The sequence below is a fragment of the Mycobacterium seoulense genome, assembly GCF_010731595.1.
In the GTDB taxonomy this organism is placed as follows: Bacteria; Actinomycetota; Actinomycetes; order Mycobacteriales; family Mycobacteriaceae; genus Mycobacterium; species Mycobacterium seoulense.
In genome coordinates, this window is the sequence record NZ_AP022582.1 from 1,204,136 (window position 1) to 1,226,550 (window position 22,415).

Genomic DNA, 22,415 nt, shown 5'->3' on the forward strand with positions numbered 1-22,415 from the left:
CCATGCAGAATCGGCGGAATGGCCGACGTACTGAAGGTGGCCGTTGCCGGGGCCAGCGGCTATGCGGGCGGGGAAATCCTGCGCCTGCTGCTCGGGCATCCCGCCCACGCCGACGGCCGCCTCGCCATCGGGTCGCTGACCGCCGCCACCAGCGCCGGCAGCACGCTCGGCGAACACCATCCGCACCTGACGCCGCTGGCTCAGCGGGTGGTCGAGCCCACCGAACTCGCCGTGCTCGCCGACCACGACGTGGTGTTCCTGGCCCTCCCGCACGGGCATTCGGCGGCGCTGGCCGATCAACTCGGCCCCGACACGCTGATCGTCGACTGTGGCGCCGACTTCCGGCTGACCGACGCCGCCGACTGGGAGCGGTTCTACGGCTCCGCGCACGCCGGCAGCTGGCCGTACGGGCTGCCGGAACTGCCGGGCGCGCGGGAGCGGCTGCGCGGTGCGCGCCGCATCGCGGTGCCGGGCTGCTATCCGACCGCGGCGCTGCTGGCGTTGCTGCCCGCCGTGGCCGAGGACCTCATCGAGCCGGCGGTCACGGTGGTCGCCGTCAGCGGCACCTCCGGGGCCGGTCGCGCCGCCAAGACCGACCTGCTGGGCTCCGAGGTGATCGGGTCCGCGCGGGCCTACAACATCGCGGGCGCCCACCGGCACACCCCGGAGATCGCCCAGGGGCTGCGGGCGGTCACCGACCGCGACGTCACGGTGTCGTTCACGCCGGTGCTGATCCCGACATCGCGCGGCATCCTGGCCACCTGCACGGCGCGCACCCGCTCGCCGCTGTCACAGCTGCGGGCGGCCTACGAAAAGGCTTACGACGCGGAACCTTTCGTCCACCTGCTGCCCGAGGGGCAGCTGCCCCGCACCGGGTCGGTGATCGGCAGCAACGCGGCGCATCTCGCGGTCGCGGTGGACGAGGCCGCAAGTGCGTTCGTGGCCATCGCCGCCATCGATAACCTCGTCAAAGGCACCGGCGGCGCCGCGGTGCAGGCGATGAACCTGGCGCTGGGCTGGCCGGAGACGGAAGGCCTCTCGGTGGTCGGGGTCGCGCCGTGACCTCCACGGCCGAGGCGCGCCTGGTGCGCGAACAGGGCGTCACCGCGCCGGCGGGGTTCCGGGCCGCCGGCATCGCCGCCGGCATCAAGGCGTCGGGCAACCGCGACCTGGCCCTGGTCCTCAACGAGGGACCCGACTACGCGGCCGCCGGCGTGTTCACCCGCAACAAGGTCAAGGCCGCGCCGGTGCTGTGGACCCAGCAGGTGCTGACCACCGGCGCGCTGCGCGCGGTGATCCTCAACTCCGGTGGTGCCAACGCCTGCACCGGCCCGGGCGGCTTCCAGGACGCCCACGCCACCGCCGAAGCGGTCGCGGCCGCGTTGTCCGACTGGGGCACCGAGACGGGGGCCATCGAGGTCGCGGTCTGCTCCACCGGCCTGATCGGTGACCGGTTGCCGATGGACAAGGTGCTCGCCGGGGTGCGGGCCGTCGTGCAGGACATGGCCGGGGGGCTGAGCGGCGGCGACGAGGCCGCGCGCGCGATCATGACCACCGACACCGTGCCGAAACAGGTTGCGCTGCACCACCCGGGCAACTGGACGGTCGGCGGGATGGCCAAGGGCGCGGGCATGCTGGCGCCGTCGCTGGCCACCATGCTCTGCGTGCTCACCACCGACGCGGCCGTCGACCAGGCCGCCCTCGACCGGGCGCTGCGCCGCGCCACCGCCCAGACCTTCGACCGGCTCGACATCGACGGCTGCTGTTCGACCAACGACACCGTGCTGTTGCTGGCGTCGGGGGCCAGCGAGATCACCCCGGCCCAAGCCGAACTCGACGAGGCGGTGCTGCGGGTCTGCGACGACCTGTGCGCGCAGCTGCAGGCCGACGCCGAGGGCGTCACCAAGCGCGTCACCGTGACCGTGACCGGGGCGGCCTCCGACGACGACGCGCTGACCGCCGCGCGGGTGATCGCCCGCGACAGCCTGGTCAAGACCGCGGTGTTCGGGTCGGACCCCAACTGGGGCCGCGTGCTCGCGGCGGTCGGCATGGCGCCGGTCACCCTCGACCCGGACCGGATCCGGGTGTCGTTCAACGGTTTTGCCGTGTGCGTCGACGGCGTCGGCGCGCCCGGCGCGCGCGAGGTGGACCTGTCCGGCGCCGACATCGACATCACCGTCGACCTGCGCGTGGGCGACGGCCGCGCCGCCGTGCGCACCACCGACCTGTCACACGCCTACGTCGAAGAGAACTCGGCGTACAGCTCATGACCATCGACACCCGCGAGTTGCCCACCGCGGTCAAGGCGCAGGTGCTGGCCGAGGCGCTGCCCTGGCTCAAGCAGCTCTACGGCAAGGTCGTCGTCATCAAGTACGGCGGCAACGCCATGACCGACGACACGCTGCGGCACGCCTTCGCCGCCGACATGGCCTTCCTGCGCAACTGCGGCATCCACCCCGTGGTGGTGCACGGCGGTGGCCCGCAGATCACCGCCATGCTGCGGCGCCTGGGCATCGCGGGCGATTTCAAGGGCGGCTTCCGGGTCACCACACCGGAAGTGCTCGACGTGGCGCGGATGGTGCTGTTCGGGCAGGTGGGCCGCGAACTGGTCAACCTGATCAACGCGCACGGGCCCTACGCCGTCGGGATCACCGGCGAGGACGCGCAGCTGTTCACCGCGGTGCGGCGCAGCGTCACCGTGGACGGCGTGGCCACCGACATCGGGCTGGTCGGCGACGTCGAGCGGGTCAACACCGCCGCGGTGCTGGATCTGATTGCGGCGGGCCGCATCCCGGTGGTGTCGACGCTCGCCCCGGACGCCGAGGGCGTGGTGCACAACATCAACGCCGACACCGCCGCGGCGGCCCTCGCCGAGGCCCTGCGGGCCGAAAAGCTGTTGATGCTCACCGATGTCGAGGGCCTCTACACCAGCTGGCCGGACCGCGATTCGCTGGTCAGCGAGATCGACACCGCCACTTTGGCGCAACTGCTGCCCACGCTGGAGGCCGGCATGATCCCCAAGGTGGAGGCGTGCCTGCGGGCTGTGACGGCGGGCGTGCCGAGCGCGCACGTCATCGACGGGAGGGTCAATCACTGTGTGCTGGTGGAGCTTTTCACCGACGCGGGAACCGGCACCAAGGTGGTGAGCGCATGACGAACGCGGATGCTATGAGACACCGCTGGGAAGCCGTCATGATGAACAACTACGGCACCCCGCCGCTGGCCCTGGCCACCGGCGACGGCGCCGTGGTCACCGACGTGGACGGCAACACGTACCTGGACCTGCTGGGTGGCATCGCCGTCAACGTCCTCGGCCATCGTCACCCGGCGGTCATCGAGGCCGTCACGCACCAGATGACGACGCTGGGCCACACCTCCAACCTGTATGCCAGCGAACCGGGCATCGCGCTGGCCGAAGAGCTGGTGGCCCTGCTCGGGGCGGACGCGCCGGCGCGGGTGTTCTTCTGCAACTCGGGAACCGAGGCCAACGAGGTGGCTTTCAAGCTGTCCCGGCTGACCGGGCGCACGAAACTGGTTGCGGCGCAAGGCGGTTTCCACGGGCGCACCATGGGCTCGCTCGCGCTCACCGGTCAGCCCAGCAAGCAGGCGCCGTTCGAGCCCCTGCCGGGATACGTCACGCACGTGCCCTACGGCGACGCCGCCGCGCTGGCCGCCGCGGTCGACGACGCCACCGCCGCGGTGTTCCTCGAACCGATCATGGGGGAGGGCGGCGTCGTCGTCCCAACGGAGGGCTACCTGAGCGCCGCGCGTGACATCACCTCGCGGCACGGCGCGCTGCTGGTGCTCGACGAGGTGCAGACCGGAATGGGCCGCACCGGAGCCTTTTTCGCCCATCAGCACGACGGCATCACCCCGGACGTCGTGACCATGGCCAAGGGACTCGGCGGCGGGCTGCCCATCGGCGCGTGCCTGGCCATCGGTCCGGCCGCCGCCCTGATGACCCCGGGCCTGCACGGCAGCACCTTCGGCGGCAACCCGATCTGCGCCGCGGCGGCGCGGGCGGTGCTGCGGGTGATCGCCGACGAGGACCTCGCCCGGCACGCCGAGGTGCTGGGCAAGTCGCTGCGCCACGGCATCGAGTCGCTGAATCACCCGCTGGTCGACCACGTGCGCGGACGCGGGCTGCTGCAGGGCATGGCGCTGACCGCGCCGCGCGCCAAGGACGCCGAAATGGCCGCGCGCGAGGCCGGATTCCTGATCAACGCCGCCGCGCCCGACGTCATCCGGCTGGCCCCGCCGCTGATCGTCACCGAAGCCCAGCTCGACTCCTTCGTCGCGGCCCTGCCCGGCATCCTCGACAAGGCCGCGGCATGAGCCCCCGGCAACGACGATGCAGAGCGAAGCGATGAGGAGGAGTGGCGCACATGCCTAAGCACTTCCTGCGCGACGACGACCTGTCACCCGAGGAGCAGGCCGAGGTGCTGCAGCTGGCCGCGGAACTGAAGAAGGACCCGTTCAGCTGCCGGCCGCTGGAGGGGCCGCGCGGCGTCGCGGTGCTCTTCGACAAGAACTCCACCCGCACGAGGTTCTCCTTCGAGGTGGGCATCGCCCAGCTCGGCGGGCACGCCGTGGTCGTCGACGCCCGCAGCACCCAGCTGGGCCGCGACGAGACGCTGCAGGACACCGCACGGGTGCTGTCCCGCTACGTCGAGGCCATCGTGTGGCGGACCTTCGCGCAGGACCGCCTCGAGGCGATGGCCGAGGTGGCGACGGTGCCGGTGGTCAACGCCCTGTCCGACGAGTTCCACCCCTGCCAGGTGCTCGCCGACCTGCAGACCATCGCCGAACGCAAGGGATCGCTTGCGGGACTGCGGATGTCGTACTTCGGCGACGGCGCCAACAACATGGCCCACTCGCTGCTGCTCGGCGGGGTGACCGCCGGCATCCACGTCACCATCGCCGCGCCGGACGGCTTCGCCCCCGCACCCGCCTTCGTCGCGGCGGCCCACGAACGCGCCGAAGCCACCGGCGGTTCGGTCACCCTCACCGCCGACCCCGACGCGGCCGCGGCCGGCGCCGACGTCCTGGTGACCGACACCTGGACGTCGATGGGGCAGGAGGACGACGGGCTGGACCGCCTCACACCGTTTCGGGCGTTCCAGGTCAACCAGCGGCTGCTGGGCCTGGCGGACCCGGAAGCCATTGTGCTGCACTGCCTTCCGGCCCACCGCAACGACGAGATCACCGACGAGGTGATGGACGGGCCGGCCAGCGTCGTCTGGGACGAGGCCGAGAACCGGCTGCACGCCCAGAAGGCGCTGCTGGTGTGGCTCTTGGAGCGGCGCTGATGACTCGTAGCAAGACCAGCCCCGAGACCACCCGCGCCGGCCGGCAGGACCGCATCGTGGCGATCCTGTCGTCTGCGTCCATCAGCAGCCAGAGCGAGCTGGCGGCCCGGCTGGCCGACGAGGGCATCGAGGTCACCCAGGCCACCCTGTCGCGCGACCTCGAGGAACTCGGCGCGGTGAAGCTGCGCGGCGCCGACGGCGGCGTCGGCGTCTACATCGTCCCCGAGGACGGCAGCCCGGTGCGCGGCGTATCGGGCGGCACCGCCCGGCTGTCGCGGCTGCTCAGCGAGCTGCTGGTGTCGGCCGATGCCAGCGCCAACCTCGCCGTGCTGCGCACCCCGCCCGGCGGCGCCAACTATTTGGCCAGCGCGATCGATCGCGCGGCGCTACCGTACGTCGTCGGCACCATCGCCGGCGACGACACGGTCTTCGTCGCGGCCCGAGACCCGATGACCGGCGCCGAGCTGGCCCGCACGCTCGAAAGCCTCACCACAACCTAAGGAGATTGGTTCATGTCGGATCGCGTCATCCTGGCGTATTCAGGCGGTCTGGACACCTCGGTCGCGATCAGTTGGATCGGCAAGGAGACCGGCCGCGAGGTGGTGGCGGTCGCGATTGACCTCGGCCAGGGCGGCGAGGACATGGAGGTCGTCCGCCAGCGGGCCCTGGACTGCGGGGCGGTGGAGGCGGTCGTCGTCGACGCCCGCGACGAGTTCGCCGAGGGCTACTGCCTGCCCACCATCTTGAACAACGCCCTCTACATGGACCGTTACCCGCTGGTGTCGGCCATCAGCAGGCCGCTGATCGCCAAGCACCTGGTGGCGGCCGCCCGCGAGCACGGTGGCAGCATCGTGGCGCACGGCTGCACCGGCAAGGGCAACGACCAGGTCCGGTTCGAGGTCGGATTCGCTTCGCTGGCACCGGATTTGGAGGTGCTGGCGCCGGTCCGCGACTACGCGTGGACGCGGGAGAAGGCGATCGCGTTCGCCGAGGAGAACGCCATCCCGATCAACGTCACCAAGCGCTCGCCGTTCTCCATCGACCAGAACGTATGGGGCCGCGCGGTGGAAACCGGCTTCCTGGAACACCTTTGGAACGCGCCGACCAAGGACATCTACGCCTACACCGAAGACCCCACCATCAACTGGAACACCCCCGACGAGGTGATCGTCGGGTTCGAGCGCGGGGTCCCGGTGACCATCGACGGCAAGCCGGTATCGGTGCTGCAGGCCATCGAGGAGCTCAACCGCCGCGCCGGCTGCCAGGGGGTGGGACGGCTCGACGTGGTCGAGGACCGGCTGGTGGGCATCAAGAGCCGCGAGATCTACGAGGCCCCCGGGGCGATGGTGCTCATCACCGCCCACACCGAGCTCGAACACGTCACGCTGGAGCGCGAATTGGGCCGGTTCAAACGGCACACCGACCAGCGCTGGGCCGAGCTGGTCTACGACGGGCTCTGGTACTCGCCGCTGAAGACCGCGCTGGAGGCCTTCGTCGCGAAGACGCAGGAACACGTCACCGGCGAGATCCGAATGGTGTTGCACGGCGGCCACATCGCCGTCAACGGCCGGCGCAGCGCGCAGTCGCTCTACGACTTCAACCTGGCCACCTACGACGAGGGCGACAGCTTCGACCAGTCGGCCGCGAAGGGCTTCGTCTACGTGCACGGGCTGTCGTCCAAGATCGCGTCGCGCCGCGACCTGGCGGCCGACGAAGCGTGAGCACGCGCGAGGGGTCGCTGTGGGGCGGGCGGTTCGCCGACGGCCCGTCGGACGCGTTGAGCGCCCTGAGCAAATCCACCCACTTCGACTGGGTGCTCGCCCCCTACGACATCGTCGCCTCGCGGGCCCACACCGTGATCCTGTTTCACGCCGGGCTGCTCACCGAGGAGCAGCGCGACGGGCTGCTGGCCGGCCTGGACAGCCTCGCCGAGGACGTCGCCGACGGCAGCTTCACGCCGCTGGTGACCGACGAGGACGTGCACGCCGCGCTGGAGCGCGGGCTGATCGACCGGGTCGGCCCCGACCTGGGCGGGCGGTTGCGGGCCGGGCGCTCGCGCAACGACCAGGTGGCCACCCTGTTCCGGATGTGGCTGCGCGACGCGGTGCGCCGGGTCGCGGCCGGGGCGCTGGAGGTGGTGGCCGCGCTGGCCGCCCAGGCCGCCGAGCACCCGACGGCGATCATGCCGGGCAAGACGCACCTGCAGTCCGCCCAGCCGGTCCTGCTGGCCCACCACCTGCTCGCCCACGCGCACCCGTTGCTGCGCGACGTCGACCGCATCGTCGACTTCGACCGGCGCGCGGCGGTGTCCCCCTACGGCTCGGGGGCGCTGGCCGGCTCGTCGCTGGGGCTGGACCCGGACGCGATCGCCGCCAAGCTCGGTTTCGCGGAGGCCGCAGCCAATTCCATCGACGCGACCGCCGCGCGGGATTTCGCCGCCGAGGCCGCGTTCATCTTCGCGATGATCGCCGTGGACACCTCGCGGCTGGCCGAGGACATCATCCTGTGGAGCTCGACGGAGTTCGGCTACGTCAGGTTGCACGATTCGTGGTCCACCGGCAGCTCGATCATGCCGCAGAAGAAGAACCCGGACATCGCCGAGCTGGCCCGCGGCAAATCCGGGCGGCTGATCGGCAACCTGGCCGGGCTCCTGGCGACGCTGAAGGCCCAGCCGCTGGCCTACAACCGCGACCTGCAGGAGGACAAGGAGCCGGTGTTCGACTCGGTGGCCCAGCTGGAGCTGGTGCTGCCGGCGATGGCCGGCCTGGTGGCCAGCCTGACGTTCGACGTCGAGAGGATGGCGGCCCTGGCCCCGGCCGGGTACACGCTGGCCACCGACATCGCCGAATGGCTGGTGCGCCGCGGGGTGCCGTTCCGGTCCGCGCACGAGGCCGCCGGGGCCGCCGTGCGCGCCGCCGAGGGCCGCTCCGTCGGGCTCGACGAGCTGACCGACGACGAGTTGGCCGCCATCAGCCCCGAACTGACGCCGGAGGTCCGTGAGGTGTTGACGATCGAGGGCTCGGTGTCCTCGCGCGACGGGCGGGGCGGGACCGCGCCGGCCCGGGTCGCCGAGCAGCTCGAAGCCGTCCTGGCCGAGGCCGAGGAGCTACAGGCCCGGCTCGGCGGCAGGGAATGAGATGACGCCGTTTACGCGCCGGTCAATTCCCAGCGGACTAGACTTCCGGCTAGCGATGCGGCTGAACCTGTCAGGCCAAATCTTCGTCACCAAGGGGTGGGACCAATGAGCGTCGTCGCGGGCGTATTCGGTGCGTTGCCGCCGTATCGGTACTCGCAGCGGGAGCTCACCGACTTCTTCGTCAGCATCCCGGAGTTCGACGGCTACGAGGACATCGTCCGGCAGCTGCACGCCAGCGCCAAGGTCAACAGCCGGCACCTGGTGCTGCCGCTCGAGCGCTATCCCACCCTGACCGACTTCGGCGTGGCGAACCGGATCTTCATCGACAACGCCGTCGACCTGGGCTGCGAGGCGCTGTCGGGCGCGCTGGACGAGGCGGGCCTGCGCCCGCAGGACCTGGACGCGCTGATCACGACGACGGTCACCGGCCTCGCGGTGCCCTCGCTGGACGCCCGGATCGCGGGGCGGCTGGGCCTGCGCGACGATGTGCGCCGGGTGCCGCTGTTCGGCCTGGGCTGCGTGGCCGGGGCCGCCGGCGTGGCCCGGCTGAACGACTACCTGCGGGGCGCACCGGACGCCGCCGCGGCCCTGATCTCGGTCGAGCTCTGCTCGCTCACCTACCCCGGATACCAGCCGTCGCTGCCGGGCCTGGTCGGCAGCGCGCTGTTCGCGGACGGGGCGGGCGCGGTGGTGGCCGTCGGGGAGCGCCGCGCCGAACAGGTAGCCGCCCGCGGGCCCGCGATCCTGGACTCCCGCAGCACGCTGTATCCCGACTCGCTGCGCACCATGGGCTACGACGTCGGCGCGGCCGGATTCGAGCTGGTGCTGGCCAAGGACCTGGCCCAGGTGGTCGAGGAGCACATCGAGCAGGACGTCTCCGGGTTCCTCGGGGCGCACGGGCTCACGACGACCGACATCGGCGCCTGGGTCAGCCACCCCGGCGGCCCGAAGATCATCGACGCGATCAACGCGAGCCTGGGCCTGCCGCCGGATGCGCTGGAGCTGACCTGGCGGTCGCTGGGCGAGATCGGCAACCTCTCGTCGGCCTCGGTGCTGCACGTGCTGCGGGACACCCTGGCCAAGCCGCCACCCAGCGGAAGCCCCGGCCTGATGATCGCGATGGGTCCGGGATTTTGTTCCGAACTCGTCCTGCTGCGCTGGCACTGACATCCAAGGCGTTGCTTCTTGTGCCCCGCAGAGAATCAGTGATGGAACGGCGAACGACCCCGCTTCCCCGCCCAGGTCGCGCTTCATGACCGGCACCTCCGAAGAACTCGTCCAGGCCCTCCGTGCGGCGCTGAAGGACAACGAGCGGCTGAAGCGGGAGGCCCGCGAATACCTCACCGCGGCAACCGAACCCGTGGCGGTGGTCGGGATGGCTTGCCGCTATCCGGGGGGTGTGGATTCCCCGGAAGCCCTGTGGCAGATGGTGGTCGAGGGCCGCGACGTGGTCTCGGACTTCCCGGCGGACCGGGGCTGGAACCTGGCGGGGCTGTTCGATCCCGACCCCGACGCGGTGGGGAAGTCCTATGCCCGGTGCGGCGGCTTCCTGGCCGACGTGGCCGACTTCGACGCCGCGTTCTTCGGCATCGCGCCCAGCGAGGCGCTGGCGATGGACCCGCAGCAACGCCTGCTGCTGGAGGTGTCCTGGGAGGCGTTGGAGCGGGCCGGGATCGACCCCGCCGAGTTGCGCGGCTCGGCGACGGGCGTGTTCGCCGGGATCTTCCACGGCTCGTATGGGGGCCAGGGCCGGGTGCCGGGGCACCTGGAGCGCTACGGCTTGCGCGGGTCGACGTTGAGCGTGGCGTCGGGCCGGGTGGCCTACTCGCTGGGCCTGGAGGGCCCGGCCGTCTCGGTGGATACGGCGTGTTCGTCGTCGCTGGTGGCCCTGCACCTGGCGGCGCGGTCGCTGCGCGCCGGCGAGTGCGACCTGGCGCTGGCCGGCGGCGTGACGGTGATGGCCACCCCGGCGATGTTCGTCGAGTTCAGCCGGCAGCGGGCGCTGGCCGCCGACGGGCGGTGCAAGGCCTATGCGGGTGCCGCCGACGGCACCGGCTTCTCCGAGGGCGTCGGCGTGCTGGTGCTGGAACGGCTGTCCGACGCGCGCCGGCTCGGCCATCGAGTGCTGGCGTTGCTGCGCGGCTCGGCGGTCAATCAGGACGGCGCCTCGAACGGGCTGGCGACGCCCAACGGGCCCTCGCAGCAGCGGGTGATCCGGGCCGCGCTGGCCGACGCGCGGCTGAGCAGCGCGGACGTCGATCTGGTGGAGGGTCACGGGACCGGCACCACCCTCGGGGATCCGATCGAGGCGCAAGCGGTTCTGGCGACCTACGGGCAGGACCGGCCGGCCGACCGGCCGCTGTGGCTGGGGTCGATCAAGTCCAACATGGGCCACACCTCGGCGGCGGCCGGCGCCGGCGGGGTGATCAAGATGGTGCAGGCGATCCGGCACGGGGTGATGCCGAAGACGTTGCACGTGGATGTGCCCACGCCACACGTGGATTGGTCGGCGGGCGCGGTGTCGCTGCTGACCGAGGCGCGGCCATGGCCGACGGAGGACCGGCCGCGTCGCGCCGGGGTGTCGTCCTTCGGGATCAGCGGCACCAACGCGCACGTCATCGTCGAGCAGTCACCGCAGGAGACCGAAAGCCCCGCGCCCGCCGGCGATGACGCGCCGGCGCCATGGGTGCTGTCGGCCCGGTCGGCCGACGCGCTGGCCAACCAGGCGTCGCGGCTGCTGGCGCGGGTGAGCGACGACCCGGGCCTGCGCATGGTCGACGTGGCCTGGTCGCTGGTTTCGACGCGTTCACTGTTCGAGCACCGGGCCGTGCTGGTCGGCGGCGACCGCGAGCGCCTGCTGGCGAGGTTGGCCGAAGTGGCCGTCGGCGCGCCGGGAGCGGGCGCGGTGGTGGGCCGGGCGCAACCGGTGGGCAAGACGGTGTTCGTGTTCCCCGGCCAGGGCTCCCAATGGGTCGGCATGGGAGCCGAATTGCTCGACCGTTCAGTGATTTTCGCCGAGCACCTGCAGCGCTGCGAGAAGGCGCTCGCCGAACACGTGGACTGGTCGCTGCTCGACGTCATCCGCGGGACGCCCGGGGCGCCGGGGCTGGACCGGGTCGACGTGGTGCAGCCGGCCCTGTGGGCGGTCATGGTGTCCCTGGCCGAGTTGTGGCGCTCGCTCGGCGTGGTCCCCGACGCGGTGATCGGTCATTCGCAGGGGGAGATCGCGGCGGCGTACGTCGCGGGGGCTCTTTCGCTGGAGGACGCCGCCAGGGTGGTGGCGCTGCGGAGCCGGCTGCTGGTGGGGCTGTCGGGTGCGGGCGGCATGGTGTCGCTGGCCTGCGGCCAGGCCAGGGCCGAAGAACTGATCGCCGAGTGGGGCGATCGGTTGAACATCGCCGCCGTCAACGGCGTTTCGGCGGTGGTGGTGTCCGGCGAGGTGGCGGCGCTCGACGGGCTGATGCGGCGCTGCGAGGCCGACGACGTCCGCGCCCGCCGGATCGACGTCGACTATGCCTCCCATTCCCGGCACGTCGACGCCATCCGCGCGGCGCTGGCCGAGGCGCTGGCCGGGATCGAGCCGCGGTCGTCCTCGGTCGCGTTGTTCTCCACGGTGACCGGCGAACTCCTGGACACCGCGGGCCTGGACGCCGACTACTGGTATCGCAGCATCCGGCAAACGGTGCAGTTCGAACGGGCGGTGCGCAACGCGTGCGGCGCCGGCTATGGCGTGTTCGTCGAATCCAGCCCGCACCCCGTGCTGCTCGCCGCCGTCGAGGAGACGCTGGCCGACTGCGGCCACGATGCGATCGTGGTCCCGTCCCTGGGCCGCGATGACGGTTCCCTGCAACGGTTTTGGCTTTCGGCCGGTCAGGCCCACGTGGCCGGCGTGGCGGTGGACTGGCGCGCCGCCATCGCCGGGCTGGGCGGGCGGCGCGTGGACTTACCGACGTATGGCTTCGCGCGGCAGCGGTTTTGGCTGCCCGGCGGCGCCACCGGGTCGGGCGACGTGGCCACCCTGGGGCTGGCGGGCGCGCAACACGCGCTGCTGGGTGCGGTGGTGGCGCGGCCCGATTCCGGTGGGGTGGTGCTGACGGGCCGGCTGTCCACGGCCGCCCAGCCGTGGCTGGCCGACCACGCGGTGGGCGGCACGGTGTTGTTCCCCGGTGCGGGATTTGTGGAACTGGCCGTCCGCGCCGGTGACGAGGTCGGCTGCGCCGTCCTCGAGGAGCTGACGTTGTCGGCGCCGTTGGTGCTGCCGGCCGCGGACGGTGTGCAGGTGCAGGTGGTGGTCGGTGCCGCCGCCGAGTCGGGCCGGCGCGGGGTGTCGGTGTATTCGGCCGGCGCGCAGTCGGAGTGGGTGCTGCACGCCCAGGGCCTGTTGGGCGCGGCTGCGGTCGCGCCGGCCGCCGACATGTCGGTGTGGCCGCCGGTGGGGGCGACGCCGGTGGAGGTGGGCGACGCCTACGCGCGGCTGGCGGAGCGGGGCTACGAGTATGGCCGGGCATTCCGCGGCCTGCGCGCGATGTGGCGGCGGGGCGACGAGATCTTCGCCGACGTCGCCCTGCCGGACGACGCCGGCGCGCAGGACGGCGGGTTCGGCATCCACCCGGTGCTGCTGGACGCGGCGCTGCACGCGATCGGTGTCGCCGCCGAGCAGACCCAGACCGTGCTGCCGTTCTCCTGGCAGGGGGTGTCGTTGCACGCGGCGGGCGCGTCGCGGGCGCGGGTCCGGATAGCGCCCGCGGGCGCCGGGGCGGTCTCGGTGGAATTGGCCGACGGCTCCGGTCTGCCGGTGTTGTCGGTGCGCTCGCTGGCGATGCGCCCCGTTTCAGCCGAGCAGTTGTCCCTCGCGGCCGCACCCGCCGAGGGACTGTTCGAGGTGGCGTGGTCGCCAATCGCGTTGACGGGCAACGGCTTCAGTGCGGATGCCACGGTGTGGGAGCCGGTTGCGCACGCCGGTGACGCCGCGCGATCGGTGCACGCGGCGACCACCGAGGCGCTGGGCGTGCTGCAAACCTGCTTGGGCGATGCCGGGTCGCCGGTGTTGGTGGTGCAGACCCGGGGCGCGGTCGCGCTCGCCGGTGAGGACGTCACCGACCTGGCCGGCGCGGCGGTGTGGGGCCTGGTGCGCTCCGCCCAGGCCGAGCATCCCGGCCGGGTGGTGTTGATCGACTCCGACGGATCGCTCGACGCGCGGGCCGTGATCGGGTGCGGCGAGCCGCAGTTGGCCGTCCGCGCGGGCGTGGCCTACGCGGCCCGGATGCGGCCGTTACGACGGGGTTCGGTGCTCCGGCTTCCGCCCGGGGGGTGGCGGCTGGATGCCGGCGGCGGGGGCACGCTGGAGGACCTGGTGGTGAGCCCGTGCCCGCGGCCCGAACTGGAGGCCGGGCAGGTCCGGGTGGCCGTGGCCGCGGTCGGGGTGAACTTCCGCGACGTGCTGGTCGCCCTGGGCATGTATCCCGGCGGCGGCCAATTGGGGGCCGAGGGCGCCGGCGTGGTCGTCGAGGTCGGCCCCGGGGTGACCGGGCTGGCGGTCGGCGATGCGGTGATGGGGCTGCTCGGCGTCGTCGGTGCCGAAGCGGTGGTGGATCAGCGCCTGGTGACACCGGTGCCGGAGGGCTGGTCGCTGGTGACGGCCGCGGGGGTGCCGGTGGTGTTCCTCACCGCGCTCTACGGGTTGTCGGTGCTGGCGGGGTTGCGCCCCGGCGAGCGGGTGCTGGTGCACGCCGCCACCGGCGGGGTGGGCATGGCCGCGGTTCAGCTGGCGCGCCATTGGGGCGCGGAGGTGTTCGCCACGGCGAGTCGCGGCAAGTGGGACACCTTGCGCGCGATGGGATTCGACGACGACCACATCGGTGATTCGCGGACGCTGGACTTCGAGGAGAAGTTCACGTCGGCGACCGGCGGGGCCGGGGTAGACGTGGTGCTCAATTCGCTGGCCGGTGACTTCACCGACGCGTCGCTGCGGCTGCTGGCTCCCGGCGGGCGTTTCATCGAGATGGGCAAGACCGACGTCCGCGATCCGGACGTCGTCGCCGAACGGTACCGGGGCGCGCAGTATCGCGCCTTCGACCTGATGGAGGCCGGCGCCGACCGCACGGCGGCGATGCTGGCCCAGATCGTGCAATTGCTGCGGGACGGGGCCCTGGAGCCGCTGCCGCTCAAGACGTTTGACGTCCGCTGCGCCTCGGCGGCCTACCGGTTCGTCAGCCAGGCCCGCCACATCGGCAAGGTCGCGCTGACCGTTCCGACCGGGCCCGGCGCGGTGCTCAGTGGGTGCGGCGGGCTGGCCGGCGGCAGCGTGGTGATCACCGGCGGCACCGGCATGGCGGGTTCGGCGCTGGCCCGCCACCTCGTCGAGCGCTACCGGGTGGCCCACGTGGTCCTGGCCAGCCGCGCCGGCGCCGGGGCGGCGGGGGTCGCCGAGTTGGTGGAGCGCCTGCAGGAGGCCGGCGCCGGCGTGTCGGTGGTGGCCTGCGATGCCGCGGACCGCGACGCGGTCGCGGCGATGCTGGCGCAGATACCGCGGCAGTATCCGCTGCGCGGAGTGGTGCACGCGGCCGGCATCCTCGATGACGGGCTGGTCTTGTCGTTGACGCCGGAGCGGCTGGACGCGGTGTTGCGGGCCAAGGTCGACGGGGCGTGGCACCTGCACGAGCTGACGCGGGAGCTGGATTTGTCGGCGTTCGTGGTGTTTTCGTCGATGGCCGGCATCGTGGGCACCCCCGGCCAGGCCAACTACGCGGCGGCCAACAGTTTCCTCGACGGGCTGGCCGCGTATCGGCGTGCGCGCGGGCTGCCGGGTCTTTCGCTGGCCTGGGGCCTGTGGGAGCAGGCCTCGGCGATGACGGCCCACCTCGGCGAGCGTGACAAGGCCCGGATGAGCCGGATCGGGATCGCGCCGCTGTCGACCGAGCAGGCACTCGAGTCGTTCGATGCCGCCATGCTGACCGAGGCCCCGGTGCTGATGGCCGCCCGCCTGGACCGGGTCGCCTTGTCCGACAACGCCGCCGGGCTGCCCCCGCTGTTGAGCGAGCTGGGCGCCCGTACCACCCGGCGCGTCATCGACGACGCCGATACGACCGCCCTGATGACCGGCCTGACGGCGCGGCTGCACGGCCTGACCCCCGAGGCGCGGCAGCGTGAACTGGTCGACCTGGTCTGCGGCAATGCGGCCACCGTGCTGGGGCTGCCGAATCCCGCCGACATCAACGCCGGCCGCGCATTCCAGGACCTGGGCTTCGATTCCCTCACCGCCGTCGAGCTGCGCAACCGGCTGAAAACCGCCACCGGGCTGACGCTTTCGCCCACGCTGATCTTCGACTATCCGACCCCCGCGGTGCTGGCCGGGCACCTGGACACCCAACTGGCCGGCGCGGGGCCGGACGACCAGCCGGACCTGATGGCGCGCTTCACCGACATCACCCGCGAACTGCAGGCACTGCTCAGCCGGCCCACTTGGGCCGCGGGCGACAGATCGGCGCTGCGGGCCCGCCTGCACACCCTGCTCGCCACCCTGGCCCCTGACGATCACCCCGACACCGAAGGCCTGGACTCCGACCTCGATGCCGCCACCGAAAGCCAACTCTTTGCCATCCTCGACGAAGAACTCGGCCGCTGAGACCGCGATGCCGGATACCTCGCAGCACGTCGACTACCTGAAACGCCTGACGGCCGATCTCAGGCGGGCGCGCCGACGCGTCTCGGAGCTGGAAGGCCAGCTATCCGAACCGATCGCGGTGGTCGGCATGGCGTGCCGCTACGCGGGCGGGGTGGATTCCCCGGAATCCTTGTGGGACTTGGTGAATGACGGCCGTGACGCGGTATCCGACTTCCCGTCGGACCGCGGCTGGGATGTTGAGGGGCTCTACGACCCGGATCCCGACGCGGCGGGCAAGATGTACACCCGCCAGGGCAGCTTTCTGCGCGACGCGGCGGACTTCGACGCCGGATTCTTCGGGGTCGGGCCCAGTGAGGCCCTGGCGATGGATCCCCAGCAGCGGCTGATGCTGGAGATTTCGTGGGAAGCGTTGGAGCGGGCGGGAATTGACCCACTGGCGCTGCGCGGCTCGGCGACCGGGGTGTTCGCCGGTGTCATCCACGCCGGCTACGGCGGCGAGGTGAAGGGCGAGCTGGAGGGGTACGGGCTGACCGGTTCGACCCTCAGCGTGGCCTCGGGCCGGGTGTCCTACGTGCTGGGCCTGGAAGGCCCAGCGGTGTCGGTGGATACGGCGTGTTCGTCGTCGTTGGTGGCGATGCATCTGGCGGCGCAGTCGCTGCGCTCCGGGGAGTGCGACCTGGCGCTGGCCGGCGGCGTGACCGTGATGGCGACCCCGGCCGCGTTCGTGGAGTTCAGCCGGCAGCGGGCGCTGGCCCCGGACGGCCGGTGCAAGGTGTACGCGGGTGCGGCGGACGGCACGTCGTGGTCGGAGGGTGCCGGCGTCCTGGTGCTGGAGCGGCTGGCGGACGCGCGGCGGCTCGGGCATCCGGTGCTCGCGGTGCTGCGGGCCACCGCGGTGAACCAGGACGGCGCCTCCAACGGCCTGACCGCGCCCAACGGGCCGTCCCAGCAGCGGGTGATCCGCGCCGCGCTGGCCAACGCCGGTTTGACCACCGCGGACGTCGACGTGGTCGAAGGCCACGGCACGGGAACGGTTTTGGGTGACCCGATCGAGGCCCAGGCCCTGCTGTCGACGTACGGGCAGGACCGGCCGGCGGACCGGCCGCTGTGGCTGGGGTCGATCAAGTCCAACATCGGTCACACCTCGGCCGCGGCCGGAGTGGCCGGGGTGATCAAGATGGTGCAGGCCATGCGGCACGGGGTGATGCCCAAGACGCTGCACGTGGACGTGCCGTCACCGCACGTGGATTGGTCGGCGGGCGCGGTGTCGCTGCTGACCGAACCCCGGCCGTGGCCGGCGCGGGACGGCCGCCGCCTGGCGGGGGTGTCGTCGTTCGGGATCAGCGGCACGAACGCCCACGTGATCGTCGAGCAGCCCCCGGATGAGCCGGAAACCGTTGCAGTGCAAGGTGATCCACCGGATCCCGTGGTGGCCTGGGTGGTGTCGGCCCGGTCGGCCGACGCGCTGGCCGCCCAGGCCGCGCGGCTGTCGGCCCGGCTGGACGCCGAGCCGGGCCTGCGGGCCGTGGACGTGGGCTGGTCGCTGGCCACCACCCGGGCGGCCCTGGAACACCGCGCGGTGCTGGTGGGCGCCGACCGCGACACCCTGGCCGCCGGGCTGGCGGGCGTGGCGGCCGGACGGCCCGGCCCGGGCGTGGCGGTCGGGCGCACCCGCGCCGTCGGTAAGCGCGCGTTCGTGTTTCCCGGCCAGGGTTCGCAGCGGCTCGGGATGGGACGGGACCTGCACGGGCGCTTCCCGGTGTTCGCCGAGGCCTTCGACGAGGCCGTGGCGGCGGTGGACGCCCACGCGCGGCTGCCGCTGCGCGACGTGATGTGGGGCAGCGACCCGGAGCTGTTGCAGAGCACGGAATTCGCCCAGTCGGCGTTGTTCGTGCTGGAGATCGCACTGGCTGCCCTGTGGCGGTCCTGGGGCGTGACACCCGACGTGGTGATCGGCCATTCGGTGGGGGAGATCGCCGCGGCCTGCGTCGCCGGCGTGTTGTCGCTGCCGGACGCGGCGCGGGTGGTGGCGGCCCGCGGCCGGTTGATGGCCGCACTGCCGGCCGGCGGGGTGATGGTGGCGGTGACCGCCACCGAGGCCGAGGTCGCGCCGCTGCTGAACGGCGACGTGAGCATTGCGGCGGTCAACGGCCCCGAAGCGGTGGTGCTGTCCGGCGAACGGGCCGCGGTGACGAGTGTGGCGGATCGGCTGACCGAGCGCGGCAGGCGGGTGCGGCAGCTGGCCGTCTCGCACGCGTTCCACTCGCCGCTGATGGAACCCATCATCGAGGAGTTCGCCGCGGTGGTGGCCGGAGTGTCACCCGGCGCGCCGCGAATCGACCTGGTGTCCAACGTGACCGGGCAACTGGCCGGGCCGGGATACGGATCCGCCGACTATTGGGTCGAGCACGTGCGCCGCCCGGTGCGGTTCGTCGACGGTGTGCGCGGGGCCGAATCACTGGGCGCCGGCACGTTTTTGGAGGTGGGCCCGGGCGCGGCGCTGACGGCGGCGGTGGAACAGTCCCTGGCGGCCGAGCCGGCCGTCGCGGCGGTGTCGATGCCCAAGGACCGCCCCGAGATCGAGGCGCTGCTGCTGGCGGCGGGGCAGCTGTTCGTGGCCGGCGCCGACGTGAATTGGGCCGCGGTGTACGCCGGCCTGCCCGCCCACCGGGTCGACCTGCCGACGTATGCCTTTCAGCGGCGCAGGTTTTGGCTTCCGACCGAGTCGGTGGGCGCCCGCGACACCGCCGGCCTGGGGTTGGCGGCGGCCGGGCATGCGCTGCTGGGCGCGGTCGTCGAGCGGCCCGATTCGGGCGGCGTGGTCCTGACGGGCCGGCTGTCGACGGCGGCCCAGCCCTGGCTGGCCGATCACGCGGTGACCGAGACGGTGTTGTTCCCCGGCGCGGGGTTCGTGGAGCTGATGCTGCGGGCCGGCGACGAGGTGGGCTGTCCGGTGATCGAGGAGCTGATGCTGTCGGCCCCGTTGCCGCTGCCGGCCGCGGGCGCGGTACGGGTGCAGGTGGTGGTGGATGCCCCCGACGAGAGCGGAACCCGTTCGGCGGCGGTGTATTCGCAGGCCGGGTCGCAGTGGACGGCGCATGCCCAGGGTGTGCTGAGCGAAGGCTCGCCCGCGCCGGCTGCCGACCTTTCGGTGTGGCCGCCGGTCGGCGCCACGGCGGTCGACGTGACCGGCGCCTACGATGATTTGGCCGCGCGCGGCTACGGGTACGGCCCCGCCTTCCGGGGTCTGCGCCAGGTGTGGCGGCGTGGTGCCGAGATCTTCGCCGAGGTGGAGGCCCCGCAGCAGGCCGGCGTGACGGTGGGCGGCTTCGGGATTCATCCGGTGGTGCTGGACGCGGCCTTGCATGCCCTGGGGGTGGCCGACCAGGGGGCCGAGACCGTCCTGCCGTTCTCCTGGCAGGGGGTGTGTCTGCATGCGGCCGGGGCGTCGCGGGTCCGGGTGCGGCTTGCGCCGGTCGGCAAGGGCGGCGTGTCGGTCGAACTCGCCGATCCCTCGGGCCTGCCGGTGCTGTCGGTCCGGGAGTTGGCGACGCGTCCGGTCTCGGCCGCGCAGCTGTCGGCGGCCGCGGCGGCGCGATCCGGGGGCGGCGAGTTGCTGGAGGCGGTCTGGTCGCCGGTTCGGTTGCCCGACAACGGCACCGGCGCGGCCCCCGAGGTGTGGCGGCCGCCGCTGCATGCGTCGGGGGTGGTCGGATCGGTGTACGCCGCCACCCATGAGGCGTTGCGTGTCCTGCAGTCCCGCGGTGATGGGGCCGGGCCGTTGGTGATCCTGACCCATGGCGCCGTCGCGCTGCCGGGCGAAGACGTGTCGGACCTGGCCGGCGCGGCGGTGTGGGGGCTGGTGCGCTCGGCGCAGGCCGAGCATCCGGGCCAGGCGGTGCTGGTCGACTCCGACGGATCCCTGGACCTCGGTTCCGTGCTCGGCTGTGGTGAGCCGCAAGTGGCGGTGCGCGAGGGGGTCGCCTACGGCGCCCGGTTGAAGCCGCTCACGGCGCACCCGGTGTTGCGGGTGCCCGAGGCGCCGTCGGTCTGGCGGCTGGCCGCCGGTGCGGCCGGGACGCTGGAGGACCTGGCGGTGCAGTCCGGCCCGCCCGCGGAACTGGCGGACGGCCAGGCGCGGGTGGCGGTGGCGGCGGCCGGGGTGAACTTCCGCGACGTGTTGGTGGCGCTGGGGATGTATCCGGGCGCCGCGCAGTTGGGCGCCGAAGGCGCCGGGCTGGTGACCGAGATCGGCCCCGGTGTAACGGATCTGGCCGTCGGTGACGCGGTCATGGGAATCTTGGGCCTGACCGGGTCCGAGGCGGCCGTCGATCGGCGGCTGGTGACGCGGGTTCCGCCGGGCTGGTCGTTCGCCGAGGCCGCGGGAGTGCCGGTGGTGTTTCTGACCGCGTATTACGGGTTGTCGGTCCTGGGCGGCTTGCGGGCCGGTGAGCGGGTGCTGGTGCACGCCGCCGCGGGCGGGGTGGGCATGGCGGCCGTGCAGCTGGCCCGGCACTGGGGCGCCGAGGTTTTCGCGACCGCCAGCCGCGGCAAGTGGGACACCCTGCGCGCCATGGGTTTTGACGACAAGCACATCGCGGATTCGCGAACGCTGGACTTCGAGGACGAGTTCTCCATCGTCACGGGCGGTGCCGGAATGGACGTCGTGCTCAACTCGCTGGCCGGCGAGTTCACCGACGCCTCGCTGCGGTTGTTGGCCCCCGGCGGGCGATTCATCGAGATGGGTAAGACGGACCTACGCGACCCGGCGGTCCTCGCCGCATCCGGTATCGGCTACCGCGCGTTCGATCTGATGGAGGCCGGACCCGACCGCATCGCCGAGATGCTGGCCGAGCTGATGCGGTTGTTCGCCGCCGGGGTGCTGACGCCGCTGCCGGTCAAGGCCTTTGACGTGCGGCGCGCCGCAGACGCTTACCGCTTCGTCAGCCAGGCCCGCCACATCGGCAAGGTCGTGCTGACCATGCCCGACGGGCCCGCCGGGCTGGCCGGCGGCACCGCACTGATCACCGGCGGGACCGGCATGGCGGGTTCGGCGGTGGCTCGCCACCTGGTCGAGCGTTACCGGGTGCCGCACGTCATGCTGGTCAGCCGCAGCGGTGAGCGGGCCGACGGGATGTCCGGTCTGGTCGCCGAACTGCGCGACGCCGGGGCCCAGGTGTCGGTGGTGGCCTGCGACGTCGGCGACCGGGACGCCGTGGCCGGGCTGCTGGCGCGGGTCCCGGCGCATCTCCCGCTGCGCGCGGTCTTCCATGCCGCGGGCGCGCTGGACGACGCGATGATTGCGTCGCTGACGCCGGAGCGCATCGACACGGTGCTGCGGTCCAAGGTCGACGGGGCGTGGCACCTGCACGAGCTGACCCGGGAGCAAGATCTCGCGGCATTCGTGATGTTTTCCTCGATGGCGGGGATCGTCGGCGCCCCGGGGCAGGGCAACTACGCGGCCGCCAACAGCTTCCTCGACGCGCTGGCGGCGTACCGCCGCGCCCACCGGTTGCCCGGCTTGTCCATCGCCTGGGGGATGTGGGAGCAGGCGTCGGCCATGACCGAGCACCTCGGCGACCGCGACAAGGCCCGGATGAGCCGCGCCGGGCTCGCCGCGCTGCCCACCCGGCAGGCGCTCGGCCTGCTCGACGCCGCGCTGCTGGCCGAGCCGCCGGTCGTCGTGGCCACCCGGCTCGATACCGCCGCGCTGGCGCACGCCGGCGCCGCGCTGCCGCCGCTGTTGAGCCAGTTGGCATCTCGGCCGGCGCGGCGGGTGCTCGACCCCACCGACATGGTGTCGCTGACGGGCCTGCGGGCCCGGCTGGAGGGCCTGGGCCCCGAGCAGCGTCGCCGCGAGCTGGTCGAGCTGGTCTGCGACAACGCCGCCACGGTGTTGGGGCACAGCACCGCGGACGTCAACCCCGAGCACGCCTTCGCCGATCTCGGCTTCGACTCGCTGACCGCCGTGGAGCTGCGCAACAGGCTCAAGATCGCGACGGGACTGACCCTTTCGCCGACGCTGATCTTCGATCACCCCACGCCCGCGGCGCTGGCCGAGCATCTCGACGGGCAGCTGACCACCGGGACCACCGGCGAGCCGCCCGACCGGTTGGCCCGCTTCAACGACGTGGCCCGCGAACTGCAGGCGCTGCTCGGCCAAGGCGACTGGAGTCCCGGTGACAAAGCGCAGCTCGTCACCCGGCTGGAAGGCCTGCTGAACAGCCTGACCGGCCCCGGGCAGGTGCCCTATTCGGAGCCCGCCGACGACCTGTTCGACGACGACATCGCCACCGCCACCGAAAGCCAGCTCTTCGCCATCCTCGACGAGGAGATCGGCCCCTAG

10 protein-coding genes and 1 pseudogene are annotated in these 22,415 nt (G+C 72.6%); all 11 read left to right on the forward strand.

Annotated features, from left to right (window positions below; translation table 11 throughout):
• Positions 1-2 precede the first annotated feature (2 nt).
• The 11 genes and pseudogenes from argC (at position 3) to G6N37_RS05680 (ending at position 22,415) form a co-directional block, all read left to right on the forward strand.
• A pseudogene (gene argC / locus G6N37_RS05630) lies at positions 3-1,062 on the forward strand (N-acetyl-gamma-glutamyl-phosphate reductase).
• On the forward strand, positions 1,059-2,270 hold the full coding sequence (gene argJ, locus G6N37_RS05635; RefSeq protein ID WP_163677060.1) for a bifunctional glutamate N-acetyltransferase/amino-acid acetyltransferase ArgJ: 1,212 nt from the start codon (positions 1,059-1,061) through the stop codon (positions 2,268-2,270). Before argC ends, argJ begins: the two are co-directional and overlap by 4 nt.
• Positions 2,267-3,154 carry an acetylglutamate kinase gene (gene argB, locus G6N37_RS05640; RefSeq protein WP_163677063.1) on the forward strand — a complete coding sequence of 296 codons (888 nt, stop codon included), beginning with the start codon at positions 2,267-2,269 and terminating at the stop codon, positions 3,152-3,154. The genes argJ and argB overlap by 4 nt, the downstream gene beginning before the upstream one ends.
• Positions 3,151-4,335, forward strand: a complete 1,185-nt coding sequence (locus tag G6N37_RS05645; RefSeq protein WP_163677066.1) for an acetylornithine transaminase — start codon at positions 3,151-3,153, stop codon at positions 4,333-4,335. The genes argB and G6N37_RS05645 overlap by 4 nt, the downstream gene beginning before the upstream one ends.
• Positions 4,336-4,385: 50 nt before the next feature.
• Positions 4,386-5,309: an ornithine carbamoyltransferase gene (argF, locus tag G6N37_RS05650; protein WP_163677069.1), complete on the forward strand. Its 924-nt coding sequence runs from the start codon at positions 4,386-4,388 to the stop codon at positions 5,307-5,309.
• Entirely contained in the window at positions 5,309-5,809 is a 501-nt protein-coding gene (locus G6N37_RS05655) for an arginine repressor (protein ID WP_163677073.1), read from the forward strand. Before argF ends, G6N37_RS05655 begins: the two co-directional genes overlap by 1 nt.
• A 12-nt stretch (positions 5,810-5,821) precedes the next feature.
• A complete protein-coding gene (locus G6N37_RS05660) occupies positions 5,822-7,030 on the forward strand; it encodes an argininosuccinate synthase (RefSeq protein ID WP_163677076.1) in 1,209 nt (402 codons plus the stop codon).
• Positions 7,027-8,445: an argininosuccinate lyase gene (gene argH / locus G6N37_RS05665; protein WP_163677078.1), complete on the forward strand. Its 1,419-nt coding sequence runs from the start codon at positions 7,027-7,029 to the stop codon at positions 8,443-8,445. Before G6N37_RS05660 ends, argH begins: the two co-directional genes overlap by 4 nt.
• A gap of 105 nt (positions 8,446-8,550) precedes the next feature.
• Positions 8,551-9,612: a type III polyketide synthase gene (locus G6N37_RS05670; RefSeq protein WP_163677081.1), complete on the forward strand. Its 1,062-nt coding sequence runs from the start codon at positions 8,551-8,553 to the stop codon at positions 9,610-9,612.
• A gap of 85 nt (positions 9,613-9,697) precedes the next feature.
• Positions 9,698-16,069, forward strand: a complete 6,372-nt coding sequence (locus tag G6N37_RS05675) for a type I polyketide synthase (RefSeq protein WP_163677084.1) — start codon at positions 9,698-9,700, stop codon at positions 16,067-16,069.
• Positions 16,014-22,415, forward strand: a complete 6,402-nt coding sequence (locus tag G6N37_RS05680) for an SDR family NAD(P)-dependent oxidoreductase (RefSeq protein WP_372514649.1) — start codon at positions 16,014-16,016, stop codon at positions 22,413-22,415. Before G6N37_RS05675 ends, G6N37_RS05680 begins: the two co-directional genes overlap by 56 nt.

Excerpts from the sequence above, each read along its gene's own strand:
- argB (WP_163677063.1), top strand. The coding sequence starts at position 2,267 with ATGACCATCGACACCCGCGAGTTGCCCACCGCGGTCAAGGCGCAGGTG.
- G6N37_RS05645 (WP_163677066.1), top strand. The coding sequence starts at position 3,151 with ATGACGAACGCGGATGCTATGAGACACCGCTGGGAAGCCGTCATGATG.
- argF (WP_163677069.1), top strand. The coding sequence starts at position 4,386 with ATGCCTAAGCACTTCCTGCGCGACGACGACCTGTCACCCGAGGAGCAG.
- G6N37_RS05655 (WP_163677073.1), top strand. The coding sequence starts at position 5,309 with ATGACTCGTAGCAAGACCAGCCCCGAGACCACCCGCGCCGGCCGGCAG.
- G6N37_RS05660 (WP_163677076.1), top strand. The coding sequence starts at position 5,822 with ATGTCGGATCGCGTCATCCTGGCGTATTCAGGCGGTCTGGACACCTCG.
- G6N37_RS05670 (WP_163677081.1), top strand. The coding sequence starts at position 8,551 with ATGAGCGTCGTCGCGGGCGTATTCGGTGCGTTGCCGCCGTATCGGTAC.
- G6N37_RS05675 (WP_163677084.1), top strand. The coding sequence starts at position 9,698 with ATGACCGGCACCTCCGAAGAACTCGTCCAGGCCCTCCGTGCGGCGCTG.
- G6N37_RS05680 (WP_372514649.1), top strand. The coding sequence starts at position 16,014 with ATGCCGCCACCGAAAGCCAACTCTTTGCCATCCTCGACGAAGAACTCG.